General features: G+C 53.5%; 11 protein-coding genes. 8 read left to right on the top strand and 3 right to left on the bottom strand.

Annotated features, from left to right (window positions below; translation table 11 throughout):
- The first annotated feature begins 119 nt into the window (after nucleotides 1–119).
- The 5 genes from DOLE_RS00810 to DOLE_RS00830 all read left to right on the top strand — a co-directional run bounded on the left by DOLE_RS00810 (nucleotide 120) and on the right by DOLE_RS00830 (nucleotide 8064).
- Nucleotides 120–1634: an acetate--CoA ligase family protein gene (locus DOLE_RS00810; protein WP_167320824.1), complete on the top strand. Its 1515-nt coding sequence runs from the start codon at nucleotides 120–122 to the stop codon at nucleotides 1632–1634.
- Nucleotides 1631–3910 carry a Tex family protein gene (locus DOLE_RS00815; RefSeq protein ID WP_012173592.1) on the top strand — a complete coding sequence of 760 codons (2280 nt, stop codon included), beginning with the start codon at nucleotides 1631–1633 and terminating at the stop codon, nucleotides 3908–3910. Before DOLE_RS00810 ends, DOLE_RS00815 begins: the two co-directional genes overlap by 4 nt.
- Nucleotides 3911–4113: 203 nt before the next feature.
- Nucleotides 4114–6090 carry an AMP-dependent synthetase/ligase gene (locus DOLE_RS00820; RefSeq protein WP_012173593.1) on the top strand — a complete coding sequence of 659 codons (1977 nt, stop codon included), beginning with the start codon at nucleotides 4114–4116 and terminating at the stop codon, nucleotides 6088–6090.
- Nucleotides 6091–6226: 136 nt separating this feature from the next.
- The gene (locus DOLE_RS00825) at nucleotides 6227–6559 is read left to right on the top strand and encodes a TfoX/Sxy family protein (protein WP_012173594.1); all 333 of its coding nucleotides are present in this window, start codon (nucleotides 6227–6229) and stop codon (nucleotides 6557–6559) included.
- 65 nt (nucleotides 6560–6624) lie between these two features.
- Nucleotides 6625–8064 (top strand): amidase, encoded by a 1440-nt coding sequence (locus DOLE_RS00830; RefSeq protein WP_012173595.1) that lies wholly within the window; start codon nucleotides 6625–6627, stop codon nucleotides 8062–8064.
- Nucleotides 8065–8323: 259 nt separating this feature from the next.
- Here DOLE_RS00830 and DOLE_RS16895 read toward each other — a convergent pair whose 3' ends face one another.
- Nucleotides 8324–8965, bottom strand: a complete 642-nt coding sequence (locus DOLE_RS16895) for a TetR/AcrR family transcriptional regulator (protein WP_012173596.1) — start codon at nucleotides 8963–8965, stop codon at nucleotides 8324–8326.
- Nucleotides 8966–9161: 196 nt separating this feature from the next.
- Between DOLE_RS16895 and DOLE_RS16900 the strand changes: the two genes are divergently transcribed.
- From DOLE_RS16900 to DOLE_RS00855, 3 genes are all read left to right on the top strand, one after another.
- A complete protein-coding gene (locus tag DOLE_RS16900) occupies nucleotides 9162–10193 on the top strand; it encodes an enoyl-CoA hydratase/isomerase family protein (protein WP_012173597.1) in 1032 nt (343 codons plus the stop codon).
- Nucleotides 10194–10216: 23 nt separating this feature from the next.
- Entirely contained in the window at nucleotides 10217–11086 is an 870-nt protein-coding gene (locus DOLE_RS00850) for an SDR family oxidoreductase (RefSeq protein WP_012173598.1), read from the top strand.
- Between the two features lie 61 nt (nucleotides 11087–11147).
- A complete protein-coding gene (locus DOLE_RS00855; RefSeq protein WP_012173599.1) occupies nucleotides 11148–11474 on the top strand; it encodes a helix-turn-helix domain-containing protein in 327 nt (108 codons plus the stop codon).
- Nucleotides 11475–11506: 32 nt separating this feature from the next.
- Here the strand turns inward: DOLE_RS00855 and DOLE_RS00860 are convergent, their stop codons facing one another.
- On the bottom strand, nucleotides 11507–13426 hold the full coding sequence (locus DOLE_RS00860) for an ATP-binding cassette domain-containing protein (RefSeq protein WP_012173600.1): 1920 nt from the start codon (nucleotides 13424–13426) through the stop codon (nucleotides 11507–11509).
- A gap of 20 nt (nucleotides 13427–13446) precedes the next feature.
- Entirely contained in the window at nucleotides 13447–14424 is a 978-nt protein-coding gene (locus DOLE_RS00865; protein WP_012173601.1) for a YheT family hydrolase, read from the bottom strand.

Below are 14424 nucleotides of genomic sequence, written 5' to 3' on the forward strand. Positions count from 1 at the left end.
CCCGGCCGACGGGTCGGGGCAAGACGGGTGTTGCTATTTATGCCGGCCATGCACTAGAATGCTTGTTTTTCAGGTCCCGCGTGATGAGGACCGGCAAAACAGACAAAAAGGTATGGGTAATGAACGAACGCGTTGAAAAAATGGAAAAGATATTTTCCCCCCGGTCCGTGGCCCTGATCGGGGCCTCAAACAATGTGGCCAAATGGGGCGGGATTGTGGCAATTAATCTGATTTTGGGCGGTTTCAAGGGAAAGCTCTATCCCGTCAACCCCAAAGAAGCGTCGGTCCACGGCGTTCCGGCATTTGCTTCGGTAAAAGACATACAGGACGAAATCGACCTGGCCGTGATTATTGTTCCGGCCGCCGGTGTACCGGATATCATATCCGACTGCGTGGACAAAGGCATTGGCGCGGCTGTTGTAATCACCTCCGGATTCGGGGAACTGGGCGAAGAGGGAAAAGGCCTTCAGAATGAGATGCTCAGGCGGGCCAGGGCCGGGGGCATGGTGCTGGTGGGCCCCAACGGCCAGGGTATTGCCGCGCCGGAATCAAAGTTTTATCCCTGGTTTCCAACGTTCCGGCCCGATCCCGGCGTCATCGGTATTGCCAGCCAGAGCGGCGGCATTTCAACCGAACTGTCCGAGCAGTTGGCGGAATTCGGTTTCGGCTGTTCCAAGGTCATTTCAACCGGCAACTGCGCCGATCTCTCCTGGCCCGACTATCTGGCCTATTTTCGGCAGGACCCGTCCACCAAAGTGGTGCTGCTGTACATGGAAGGGGCGCAAGACGGCCGGGCGTTTTTTCGCGAGGCGAAAAAAACCGCCCTGGAAAAGCCGGTCATTCTCATTAAAAGCGGCCGAACACAGGAGGGGGGCCGGGCTGCCTCCTCCCACACCGGGTCCATGGCCGGATCGGACGCGGTGTTTGACGGTGTCTGCAAACAGGCCGGCCTGATTCGGGCAAAAACCCTGGAGGAGGCCGTTGTTCTTGCCGCCGCCTTTGTCACCACGCCGCTGCCCAGGGGCCGGCGGGTCTGTGTGCTGACCGGCGGTGGGGGCCAGGGCGTGTTGACCGCCGATGCTCTTGCCGCGCGGGGCCTTACCCTGCCACCCCTTTCCGAAGCCACCGTTAAAAAGCTCCGGGAGCAGCTTCCCGCCTGGTGGCACCCGAACAATCCGGTGGACATGGTGGCTGGTCTGGGTTACGGCGGCCCCACCGAAATCATTCCCATTTTGATGGAAAGCGATGATTTTGACGGCATCATATTCAACGGGATCGGATGGATTTACTCCATGGTGGATCCGGTGAACAACCCCCAGGAAACAAACATGGTCCGCAAAGGGGCCCAGCGCGTGATTGATAAAGAGGTCGAACTGAGCCATGTTCTGGCAGAGTATTCCGGCAAATGGGGCCTGCCCCTGCTGATCTGTTCCAAGGTCGCGCGCCTGGCCATTCGGCGGGAGTATGAGGCCATCTTAAACCTGCTGCAAAAAGACATCATGCTGTACCCAACCGCCCATGACGTGGTCAACGTGTTTTCCGCGCTGGCCGACCGGTATGAATTTTTAAAACGAGAAGGGGCGCTTCGGGCCAATGGAGAACATAGCAGACCTCTCGTGGAGACGGCTGAATGATCCCTGCAACCGCTACGGCGCTGGGCATTAGCGAAAAACAGGTTCAGGCCGTGGCCGCCCTGCTGGAAGACGGTGCCACCATCCCCTTTATCGCCCGTTACCGCAAAGAGGCCACCGGCAGCCTGGATGAAGTGGCGGTTGCCCGGATTCGCGACACCCTGCACCAGCTCAAGGAATTAGACGACCGGCGCCAGGCGGTTCTGGCGTCGCTTGAAAAAAACGGCCACCTGACCGATGAATTAAAACAGCGGGTCCTGGCGGCAGACACCCTGACCGTGCTGGAAGACATCTATCTTCCCTTTCGGCCCAAGCGCCGGACCCGGGCCGTGATGGCCAGGGAAAAGGGCCTGGAGCCCCTGGCCCTGGTTCTTCTGGAACAAAAAGGGACAGACCCTCAGGCCGAAGCGTTGCCCTTTGTTGACCCGGAAAAGGGCGTGGCCTCGGTTGACGAGGCCCTGGCCGGGGCCCGGGACATTATCGCGGAGATGACCAGTGAAGACGAGGCCGCCCGGTCGGCCCTGCGGGATCTGTTTTTCACCAAAGGCATGGTCTCGTGCCGGGTCGTGATGGGAATGGAGGAGGCCGGGGCCAAGTTTAGGGATTATTTTGACTGGAAAGAGCCGGTGGCCACGGTGCCGTCCCACCGCATGCTGGCCATGCGGCGCGGGGAAAAGGAAGGTTTTCTTGTTCTTGCCATCGCCCCGGAAGAGCCGGACGCCATTGCCATTTTAGAGCGACTGTTTGTCAAAGGAGATACCGAAGACGCGGTCCAGGTGGCCCTGGCGGTAAAAGACAGCTACAAGCGGCTGCTCTCCCTTTCCATGGAAACCGAAACCCGCCTTGCTGCCAAAAAGAAAGCGGATGCCGAAGCCATCCGGATCTTTGCCGAAAACCTTCGCCAGCTCCTGCTGGCCCCGCCCCTGGGCGCGAAACGGGTGATGGGCATTGACCCGGGATTCCGGACCGGCTGCAAGGTGGTCTGCCTGGACCGGCAGGGAAAGCTGCTCTGCTGGGACACGGTGTATCCCCATTTTTCCGAAGGCAGGGAGCAGGCGGCGGCGGACCGGATAAAGTCGCTGTGCGACCAGTTCGAGGTGGAGGCCATTGCCGTGGGCAACGGCACCGCCGGCAGAGAGACCGAGGCGTTTGTAAAAGCCGTCGCTTTTTCCCGGCCGGTGCAGGTGGTCATGGTCAATGAAAGCGGGGCCTCCATCTATTCGGCCTCCGAAGTGGCCAGAGAAGAGTTTCCGGACCATGACCTGACCGTGCGGGGAAGCGTTTCCATTGCCCGGCGCCTCATGGACCCTTTGGCCGAGCTGGTCAAGAGCGACCCTAAATCCATCGGCGTGGGCCAGTATCAGCACGACGTAAGCCCCGCCGAATTAAAACAGTCCTTAGATGACGTGGTGGTCAGCTGCGTTAACCGCGTGGGCGTCGACCTGAACCGGGCCAGCGCCCAGCTGCTGACCTATGTATCGGGCCTGAATGCCGGCATCGCTAAAAACATCTTGGTCTATCGGGAAGCAAACGGCCCGTTTGCCTCCCGGGAGGCATTAAAAGCCGTGCCGCGTTTCGGGCCCAAGACCTTTGAACAGAGCGCCGGTTTTCTGCGCATACCGGATGCGGCCAATCCCCTGGACGCCAGCGCGGTTCACCCGGAAAGCTATGCCATTGTCGAGGCCATGGCCAAAGACCTTGGCAAACAGGTGGCCGACATCATGCACCAGACGGACCTGCGTAAACAGGTCGACCTTTCCGCCTATGTCACCGGCACCGTGGGCCTGCCCACCCTGACCGACATTCTGGACGAACTGGCCAAGCCGGGCCGTGATCCCCGGCAGGCCTTTGAGTCGGTCTCTTTTATCGAAGGAATCAACACCATTGATGACGTGCAGCCGGGCATGAAACTGCCGGGCATTGTCACCAACATCACGGCTTTCGGTGCCTTTGTGGACATCGGCGTGCACCAGGACGGGCTGGTCCATATCAGCCAGATGGCGGACCGGTTTGTCAAATCTCCGGCAGACATCGTCAAGGTCCAGCAGCGGGTTATGGTCACGGTGCTGGAAGTGGACAAGGAGAGAAAGCGGATCAGCCTCTCCATGAAAGCCGAACGCCCGGCGCCCACGGCGGCCCGGGAGGAGACCGCGGGACCCTCTCCCAGGCCCGACACCCCGGGCAAGGCAAAAGGGAAAAAGCCGGAGAAAAAAGAGAAGAGAAATATCCCCGCCAATTCGGCCCTGGCCGAAGCCTTGCGAAAAAGCGGCCTGACCTGATTTTCCCCCGGCATTGTCATTTTTCGACCCTCTTTTTTTCTTCGCCATTTTGCGGCGTTCTTTTTCCCTCGTGCCCATCCATCTGTCTAGACGCTTCATAAAAGGATTGTTTTTTCAACCGATAAGATGCATTGTGGAAGAATAAGTGCATTCTTTTTCAGCAACAATGCATTCCACAAAAAAACATAAAGAGAGGGACCGACATGACAAATATCGATTATTTTAATCTGCCTTGGAAAGACCAGTGGGAGTGGGAAAGGGTTAATTTGCCGACATTAACCCGGAAATTTCTTGAAAACGCCAAAAAGCACGCCAATAAGGATTTTCAGCGGTTTAATGCCGCACTCTATAATGGTGACAGCAACGGTAAAATGACATGGGCAGAGACTGCCGCCAGAGTGGAAAACTATGCCTGCGGGTTAATGAGCCTGGGGCTCGGGAAGCAGGAAATGGTGGGACTGATGTCCGCAAGCGGCCCCTACTGGACCCATGCCGACCTTGCGCTTGCCTGCGCAAATGGTGTCAGTGTCGCCATATACCCGACCCTGTCATTTAAGGAAGCATCGTATGTCGTCAACGATTCAGGGAGCAAATTCCTTTTTCTAAGGGGCGACACCATTCTTGAAATGATGCTCAACGGCTTTGACCATATGCCCGGGCTCGAAAAGATAATCGTTATGGACAGGGAATACAAGAGCAGCGATGCGAGAGTTATCAGCATGGGCGATCTTGAAAAAGCCGGCATCGAGTGGAAAAAAGACAGCAATCATTTTGACGCTTATGTGGCAAGAAGAGATGGGGTTTCTCTTGATGACATCTACACGATTCTCTACACTTCAGGCACAACCGGCCGGGGTAAAGGTGTTGTTCTTACGCACCACAACTGCTCAGCCAGAATGAACGGTGTAAATGAATTCTTTGATTACTGCGGCATGGGGTTCAAGACGGAATATACAACCCTCTGCTTTCTTCCCCTCGCGCATATTTTCGACAGGGGATCATGCCAGGGCGTTGCCATTTTCAACGGCTGCACAATTGCCTACGCGGACGCTCCGGGAACGCTTTTAGAAGACCTTCAGAAATACAACCCCCACTGGATCAACTGTGTGCCACGGCTTTATGAAAAAATATATATTCAGCTGCAGGAGAAAATGGGGCAAAGCGGCCCGAAACGAAAACTTTTTAACTGGGCGCTTAAGGTCGGCGAAGCGGTTTTCATGCAGCGGTATGATGCTGAAACAGGCACTTATAATATGGGGCATGATTTTGATATTACCGGCAATCTTTCGTTTGGAATGAGAATAAAGTATAAAATTGCCGACAAGCTGTTCTCAAAGGTCAGGGCACTGTTTGGTAAAAACTTTAAGCATTCTTTTTCAGCCAGTGCATCAATTTCCCCCGAGCTGCTAAAATTTTTCTATATCATTGGAATCAGAGTAAGCGAAGGTTACGGATCAACCGAAAGTTTTAACGCCTGTTCAAACATGCCCCTTGTGGCCTGCAAACCCGGATCTATCGGTCTTGAGTCAAATGGAAGCAGGCTCAGGGTGTCAGGCATAGGTGAGCTTGAGATCTCCGGCGCCGGTATTTTTAAAAGATACTGGAATAAGCCCCAGGAGACGGCCGAATCCTTCACTGCTGACGGATGGTTTAAAACAGGGGACAAGGTTGAGGTTGACAGGTTCGGTTATTATAAAATTGTTGACCGCATTAAAAATATTATCTGTCTTTCCAACGGAAAGAATATCGCCCCGGCAAAAATTGAAGCGCTTTTTACCACAAGCCCATATATTGAGCAGCTTTTTGTTGTTGGTGATGAACGGGCCGTAATAAGCACACTGTTGGTCCCAAGCCTTACATACTTTAAAGACAGGTTTGACAAAGAAGGTGTTGAATACGATAACAGTCAGGTTGTTATAGATACGTCAGCGGGGACCCCGATTGTAGTGAAGGTCGGTCCGGATTTTATCGAAAAAGGAAACATCAAAGGCCTTATTGCTGAAGAGGTTGCAAGAGCAAACAAGGAACTGGAAGGGTTTGAGAAGATAAAACAGTACACCATTCTCCGTGAAAGATTCACAGAGCAAAACGGCATGCTGACACCTACGCAGAAAACAAAGAAGAGGGTGATTCTTGACACGTATGCAGCTGAAATCGAAAAAATGTATGCTCGGAAATAAATGGCATAAGACATCTGATATAATAACCCCAAAAAGCCGCGGACCTTTTCGCGGCTTTTTTACTTGTGTGTACAACATGCGGCATGACGGCGGCGTCCGGAATCATTCGTAACCGCTTCGGGTCAGGGGGTTGACAGTGCCGGTCTCAAATGAGTTTCTCATCTTTGTGCTGGACCAGCTGGCCGAGTGGGGCGGCGTTACCGCCCGCAAGATGTTCGGCGGAGCCGGGCTGTACCGGGACGGCCGGATGTTCGGACTGATTGCCGGTGACGTGGTCTACCTCAAGGTTGATGACTCCAATCGCGAGGCGTTTGTCCGGGCCGGGTCATCGGCCTTCAAACCGTTTGCCGATAAACCCGTCAGCCTGTCCTATTATGAGGTACCACCCGATGTTCTGGAGGTTCCGGAAGAACTGATTGACTGGGCCGCCCGGTCGCTGGCTGTTCAGAGCAGAAAAAAGAAGAAGTGAATTACAGTTTTATCTATTATCTTGTTCTGGGACCGAAGAAAATCCAGACGCATTAAGGAGTGTTTATGAATGAATTCAAAGTAAATACCGTTTGTGAGGATGCCCTGGGAGATTCGGATGCCACCGCGCTTGCCGGGCGCCTTGAAAAAGGTGAGATAACACCAACAGATCTGGTGGAAGCAGCGATCAACCGGGCAAAGCGGGCAAACCCCGAGCTGAACGCCATTGTGACAGAGACCTTTGATGCGGCGCGGAAGCAGTCCAAAATGCCCCGGAAAGGAAAACTTGGCGGCATCCCCACATTCATTAAGGACAATGTCGAGGTGGAGGGGGTTCCCACACTGTTCGGCACCCGCGCTTTGCCCAGACATCCGGCGCACAAAGACCATGCCTTTATCCGGCAGTTTAAATCGTTGGGCATGATCAGCCTGGGCAAGACCGCCCTGCCCGAGTTCGGCATTCCGCCAACCACGGAATCACTGCTCCACGGTGCGACTGCCAACCCTTGGAACATCCAGTATTCCGCGGGCGGCTCTTCCGGCGGATCGGCGGCTATGGTGGCTTCCGGCGTTGTGCCCATGGCCCATGGCAATGATGGCGGGGGGTCGATTCGTATTCCGGCCGCGTGCTGCGGCCTGGTTGGATTAAAACCCACCGGGGGTCGCCTGATAACAGCGCCGGAACTCAAGATGCTGCCCATCAATGTCGTGTTTGAAGGGGTTATCACCCGAACGGTAAGAGATACGGCTTTATTTATGGCTGAAGCGGAAACGTACTATGCCAACCACCGCCTGCCGTCGCTGGGGCTGATTGCCAAACCGGGAAAAAAGCGACTGCGGATTGCTGTCATTACCGAAGCAATCAACAATGTTGTTGTTGACGAAGAGGTGCTTGAAGCCGTTCACGCCACGGCTGCGTTATGCGAGAAGCTCGGTCATCGTACGGAGGCGCTTGACCTTCCCTTTACAGACCAGATCGGTGATGATTTTACATTGTATTATGCGTTTCTGTTTTTCATGCTTCACCGGTTCGGCAAAAAGCTGCTTTCGCCTGATTTTGATCCGGCCCGGCTTGAACACCTGACCCTTGGCATGAGCCGGCATTTTACGAAACATCTTTTTTCATTTCCTTTTGCAACCCGGCGGTTAAGAAAAGCGATAAAGGTGACACAATCTTTTTATAAAAAATATGATGTGGCGCTTTGTCCGGTGCTTGCCGCAAAAACCGTCAGGAATGGAACTTTGCTCGACCCTACGTTACCCTTTGACACGGTTTTTGAAGGCATCCGCAACTATGCGCCCTTTACCGCACTGCAGAACATCACCGGAGAACCGGCCATTTCCCTGCCTTTGGGCATGAGCAAAGAGGGCTTGCCCATTGGTGTTCAATTTGCCGCTCCCATGGGACAGGATCAGACACTGCTGGAGCTGGCGTTTGAACTGGAACAGGCCCAACCATGGCCGCAATTTCCTGTTATAGATACTGAACAGGCCGGGCCGGGATAGTATCCGGCCAGGACTACATTAAATTATTCAAACAAGCTTTTATGCCTTTAATAATGTCCTCCACATCCTGATCCGTGATTGTGAGCGGTGGGCGTATGACGACGCTGTGTTTCACGACCTCTCCGCTTTTTAGCAGCACCCCCTGTTGAATCGAGCTTCGACAGAATTTTTCCGCCTCTTGTGCGCTTTCAAATTCCAGGGACAACATCAGTTCCGACACCCGGCACGGATTTGAGTTAAATTAGCTTTTCAATGAATTTCAACTGACGGTGATAAAAAGATAGCTGCAAATCATGTCTTCAAGCTCTTTGAGCAGCCGGTCTTCATCGATTGCGTCTTTATGAATCATGATCCGGTGGATAATCTCATCGCTTGTCCTAAACAGCAAGACGGCAGCGGCTTCAATATCATCCACACGAATTAACTGCTTATGCTGTTGTAAGAGAGTGATTAAAAATGCGATTATCTTTTTGTCTTCTTCGCTGCTGATATTTCTAACATCTTCATCCAGAAGAATCAAAGCTGTGGTTTCCTTGTGAAGCAGCGGATTGATGGCATGGGATTCCTTTAAAGATTTAATTATAAATCGAACGAGCTTTCTTCCCGTATCAAGGTTTTCCGCAACGTTGTCGCCGATCTGTATGTAAAAATTGGAGAGTGCCTTTTTAGATACTTCTTTATAGAAGCGCATCATTAACTCTATGCCAACTTCCTTCTTGTTATTGAAATATCCATAAAAGGATCCCGTGGCTATCCCGGCTCGTTCGGCCAACTCATTCGTATTAGTTTTAAAATATCCCTTTTCAGCAAAAAGCTCCCAAGCTGCGTTTAGGATTTTTTCCTTGGTTTCGATGCTGCGCTTTTGTACCGGTATTCGAGCTTTATTTTTTGATATAGTCACAATTGCTCTCCGAAGTTGAATTATTTTAACCTTTTATAAAAAAACACCTTATTATGCAACCCTAATTTAAGGATCAATAAAAATATGATATTCGTATCATGTTTTTATTGATAATATGATACAGATATCGTATTCATATTGCCATTATAATAATTAACAATTTTGCGATGTCAAAAGCGAGGGGGGACGCGTCAGCATGGTATATAAATATCTGAAAACACGGAAAGAAAATTATACGCTCTGGGTTGAAATAAATAATCCGCCGGTAAATTTCCTGACCGGGGCTATGCTCGAGGAACTGTTTGCTCTGGTCAAGCAGGTGTCCAAAGACGATTCTGTCAGAGTTTTCATTCTCACCGGCGGCATTGAAGATGTCTACATCATGCACTTCTCCATTCCTGAACTTCTTCAATTATCAAAAGACAATAAAAAATTGCTTCTTAATCTTTTCGTAAAATCCAAAATAACAGGCGCCTTCTTAAAATACTTTACAACCTGCACCAACTGGCTGATGGATTGGTTCGGCTGGTACGAAACGCTGGTGCTGAAACTCGCCAAAATAATGAGTGGTTATTCGTCGAGTTTGTATCTGTGGTTTATCATGCAAAGAACTTATTTTGCCATTGAACGTCTTAATAAAATAACCATCGCCGCGATCAACGGCAACTGCAACGGAGGCGGCACTGAACTTTCCGCCTGTTTTGATTTGCGCTTCATGGTGGGCGATCAGGGTTTCACCCTTGGGCAACCGGAAGTGCTGATTAATATCGTACCCGGCGGCGGTTCAACGCAGAGGCTGCCGCGGCTGATCGGCCGAGCCAAAGCACTGGAATTTATGTTACGCGGCAATCAGTGGGGTGCTCAGGAAGCCTGGCGCATCGGACTAATTACGGACTTTTTCAATAAGGTAGAATTCAAAAACAAAGTACAGGAATTTGCCGATCTGATGAGCAAACGCCCCCTGACAGCCGTGGACGCGATTAAGAAGTGTGTTCATGACGGCATGGAAACCACCTTAAGACACGGCTTGAGCATCGAGATGGAGCAAAACATCCGCTGTCTGGATACGGAGGACATGATCAACGCCATGCAGGCCTATATCCGTTATCTGGATGAACATATTAACCCTATCGACCGTCAAAAAATAACCACTGAAGATCTTAATCATATCGTGCAGGAAACAGTAGAGCATATGGAGAAAGGCAAACTCTATAAATTTAAACACTGATGTTTCATAAAAGGAGGTTAACTATGAATAAATCAATACTGGTAACCGGCGCGTCAACCGGCATCGGCTGGGCAACGTCGCTTGAACTGGCTGAAAAGGGCTGGCGAGTGTTTGCCGCTGTCAGAAAAGAAGCCGACGCCAAAAAACTGCGGGACGCCTCCTCCGGCAAAATCACGACGGTGATCATGGACATCGTCGACTATGAAAGCGTGAAGCACGGCGCTCAGGAGATCGAAAAGGCCCTTGGCGGGGCCGGCCTGGACGCGCTCTTCAACAACGCGGGGATCTCGGTTCAGGGACCACTGGAAATAATACCCATCGAACTGTTTGAACAGCAGATACGAGTCAACGTTTTTGGTCACGTCTTCGTGACGCAGACCTTTCTGCCGCTCCTGCGCAAGGCAAAAGGGAGAATCGTATTCACAAGCTCCGAGAGCGGAAGGATGACGCTGCCGCTGATGGCGCCCTATTCCGCGTCAAAATTCGCGCTGGAGGCTGTGGCCAGCGCTCTGAGGATAGAACTTCGCCCGTGGAAAATCAGGGTCTCTTGTGTGGAATTGCAGACCATAAAAACACCCATGTGGGAGAAGATAGACATCAGCACCGAGAAAATGATTGCGTCTCTCCCGCAGAAGGCCAGGGACCTTTACCGCAATGAGCTGAAGACCCTGAGCGTTTTTCCTAAATGGCAGGCGGAAATGGGGATATCCATGAAAAAGGCTGTCAGGGTGATCATTCGCGCCCTCAGCGCAAGAAGCCCGAAAGCCCGCTACCTGGTGGGTTATGAGGCCCGATTATTAGTCTACAGCCACGCAATCACGCCCACCTGGATGATGGACTGGTTTGCCAGCAAAAGCATGGTATTGTTGGGTAAATTTATAAAGCCGAAATGAACGGTTAGCCGCAAACGTATGGCAGCAGCAATATATCTGCTATGGTGTTGCTCAGCAAGCTGTGGCGCGTATTGAAAAAGAAGAACTCTCAGGTTCAGTCACCATCAAGACCATGCGCCGAATCGCAGACGGTCTTGATTGCGTATTTGTTTACGGGTTAGTGCCACGAACAAGCCAGGGAGAGGCTGTCGCCCGTCAGGCGAAACAAGTCGCGATCAAGCGCCTTTCTCAAGCTTCTCAAACCATGAGCTTGGAGAATCAATCACTCAGCAGGAGAGAGAACGAGCAAGCCTTATCAGCCCTGGTTGATGAACTCATACAAACGCTTCCTTCAACTCTTTGGGACATTGGGAACTATATTCCCCTTTTGGAGTTCGCAAAATCGTAGGAAATCGAGAGACAGAATGACGAGGTAATTCGCTATGGCGTTAGATCTTCCAGTTCTTCCCAGCGGCGGTAACAGGCGCTGATTTTGTCTTCGACTTCCTGAAGGCGTTTTTGCCGGGCCTTGATCTCTTCTTTTGCCTGCCTGTAGAAAGCAGGGTCAGCCATGGCGGCCTGGAGAAGGCGCTGTTCGGTTTCCAGGGCTTCGATCATGGCCGGCAGCTCTTTAAGCTCCCGGTTCTGGGCAAAGGTCAGCTTTTTGGGTTTGGCCGGGGGGGCCTGCCTGGGGGGTTGCGCCTGTTTTGGCACGGCCGCTTCCGGGGCGACCGGTTGGGGGCGCTGGGCCAGCCAGTCATCGTATCCGCCGGCATATTCAACCACTTGCCCGTTGCCTTCAAAAACCAGCGTGCTGGTCACGATATGGTTTAAAAAGCTTCGGTCATGGCTGACCAGCAGCAGGGTGCCGTCATAGGAAAACAACAGTTCTTCTAATAATTCCAGGGTCTCGGCATCCAGGTCATTGGTCGGCTCGTCTAACACCAGCAGATTGGCCGGGCGGATAAAGAGTTTGGCCAGCAGCAGCCGGTTGCGCTCTCCGCCGGAAAGTACGTGAACCGGGGTGCGGCACCGCTCGGGCGAAAACAGAAAATCCTGGAGATAACCGATCACGTGCCGCTTCTGGCCGTTAAACACGATAAAATCATTGTCCATGGAAATGTTCTGCACAACCGTTTTCTGCTCATCCAGTTGGGTCCGGAGCTGGTCGAAATAGGCCGGCTCCAGGTGTGTGCCGTGGCGGACCGTGCCGCTGTCCGGTGCAAGGGCGCCCAGCAGCAGCCGGATCAGTGTGGTTTTGCCCACGCCGTTGGGGCCGATAATGCCGACCTTGTCACCGCGCAGGATGGTGGTGGAAAAATTTTGCACAATGGGCGTCTGGTCGTAGGCATACGTCAGTCCCTCCGCCTGGACCACCAGCTTGCCGGTGCGTTCGGCCTCCTGCAGCGCCAGGCGCACCTGGCCTGTTTTGGCGCGGCGCTGGCGAACTTTGGCCCGCATCTCCTGTAACGCGCGCACCCGGCCTTCGTTGCGGGTGCGCCGGGCCTTGATGCCCTGCCGGATCCAGGCCTCCTCCTTTGAGAGTTTTTTGTCGAAATTGCGCTGGTGCTCGGCTTCTGCCGCCAGCTCCGCCTCGCGGCGCTGCAGGTAGGTCTTGTAGTCGCAGGCATAGGAAAACAGCCGGCCACGGTCCAGGACCATAATCCGGGTGGCGATCCGTTCTAAAAAAACACGGTCATGGGTAATAAACAGAAGGGTTTTGACATGGCGCAGGAGAAACGATTCCATCCAGACAATGCTGTCGATATCCATGTGGTTGGTCGGTTCATCCAGCAGCAGAAGGTCGGGCGACAGGGCCAGGGACCGGGCAAACAGGGCCCGCCGTTTCATGCCCGCCGACAGATCGGCAAAAGGCCTTTTGGGATCAAGATCGGTCCGCGAAAGAATGTTTTCGATCTGTTGTTGCAGCACCCATCCGCCCCCGGTGTCCAGCGCATGCTGTAAACGCTCCCGTTCGTCGGAAAGGCGCGGTTCATGTGAGGACGCCATGGCGGAACACACCCGGTAAAAGTCGGCCAGGTTTTGTCCGGCAGGGCCCAGGCCGCGGGCCACCACTTCAAAAACGGTTTCTTTGACTTCCGGGGACATTTTGGAAGGACACGGTCTCCCCGCTGCAACCTCCTGCTCCAGGGCGGCCACCTGAATCCCCTGGCCGATGACGATTTCCCCGCTGTCCGGCAGGATTTCCCGGGTCAGCAACCGGAACAGGCTCGACTTTCCAACGCCGTTGCGCCCCAAAAGCCCGACCCGTTCCCCTTTTTCAATATTAAAGCTGATGCCGTCCAGAAGGTACGGTTCGCCGAAACCCCAGCGGACATCCTGCATACTGATGAGAGCCATTAAAGTGTTTTTCCTTAAATTCAGCCCCGGCAGATCAGCCCGGCCATGGTCATATCCACCCAGCTTCGCATGCCGGGGCCGGTTAAAAAGCCGCAATGCCCGCCCTGGTCGGTCAGTGTCAGTGTCAGGCTTTGCGGGCGCGCCAGGTTTTTGTAATCCAGCGACGGAATGATCGGGTCGTCCAGGCTGGCGATGATATGGGCGGGAACGGTCAGCCCGGTCAGCACGTCGCCGGTGATGGCATAACCCTTCAGGTAGGTGAGCATGTCCGGAAAATCCGTGTACCTTTCGACCATGTGCGCGGTGATAGAGGATAGGCTTTTGAATATGGCCGCATCGCCAAAATCGTAAATATCAGGAAACAGGGCCTGCTTTTTTCGCAGTGATTGTTTCCATTTGCGGATAAAGTAGTGGTGGTAGACAAACCAGCCCTTTTCCAGGGAGGCCATGGAGGTGGGCGGATGCAGCACCGGGCAGACCGCCACCACCTTGTCCAGGCCAAATCCCCGGCCGGGCGCCCGCAGGGCCACGCGCAGGGCAAAGTTTCCCCCCAGCGAAAAACCGGCCAGAAAGGTTTTTCCCCCGCCGGACAGGTCGGCGCAAATCCGTTTGACCGCCCCGGTCACCTCATCAATCCGGCAGGAGTGAAAAAGGCCGGGGTTCAGGTGGTGGCTCTCGCCATGGTCCCGCAGGTTCAGGCGGAACACGTTCAGGCCCTGGTTGTAGAGATGGCCCGCCGAAGAGACAAGATACATGGAGTCGCTGCTGCCTTCCCATCCATGGATCAGAATCACCAGCCCTTTGTTTGGCCCGTCGGGCTGGGGGGAATAAAAACCCTGGAGCCGGACCCCGTCGCCGGCATCCACGATCATCTCCCGGCCGGCCCTCAGCATGGCTGCGGCCCGGCCCCGGACCAGGGGCCGCCGAAGCTTGATGGACGCGGCAATGGATTGAAGGTGCGGGTTTCTGAAAAGCACGGGCGGTGCAAAAGAGTTCAT

The organism is Desulfosudis oleivorans Hxd3 (assembly GCF_000018405.1).
GTDB classification, from domain to species: domain Bacteria; phylum Desulfobacterota; class Desulfobacteria; order Desulfobacterales; family Desulfosudaceae; genus Desulfosudis; species Desulfosudis oleivorans.

Bases quoted from the DNA above. Each gene is read 5' to 3' on its own strand.
- DOLE_RS00810 (WP_167320824.1), top strand. From the start codon at position 120: ATGAACGAACGCGTTGAAAAAATGGAAAAGATATTTTCCCCCCGGTCC.
- DOLE_RS00815 (WP_012173592.1), top strand. From the start codon at position 1,631: ATGATCCCTGCAACCGCTACGGCGCTGGGCATTAGCGAAAAACAGGTT.
- DOLE_RS00820 (WP_012173593.1), top strand. From the start codon at position 4,114: ATGACAAATATCGATTATTTTAATCTGCCTTGGAAAGACCAGTGGGAG.
- DOLE_RS00830 (WP_012173595.1), top strand. From the start codon at position 6,625: ATGAATGAATTCAAAGTAAATACCGTTTGTGAGGATGCCCTGGGAGAT.
- DOLE_RS16900 (WP_012173597.1), top strand. From the start codon at position 9,162: ATGGTATATAAATATCTGAAAACACGGAAAGAAAATTATACGCTCTGG.
- DOLE_RS00850 (WP_012173598.1), top strand. From the start codon at position 10,217: ATGAATAAATCAATACTGGTAACCGGCGCGTCAACCGGCATCGGCTGG.
- DOLE_RS00860 (WP_012173600.1), bottom strand. From the start codon at position 13,426: ATGGCTCTCATCAGTATGCAGGATGTCCGCTGGGGTTTCGGCGAACCG.
- DOLE_RS00865 (WP_012173601.1), bottom strand. From the start codon at position 14,424: ATGAACTCTTTTGCACCGCCCGTGCTTTTCAGAAACCCGCACCTTCAA.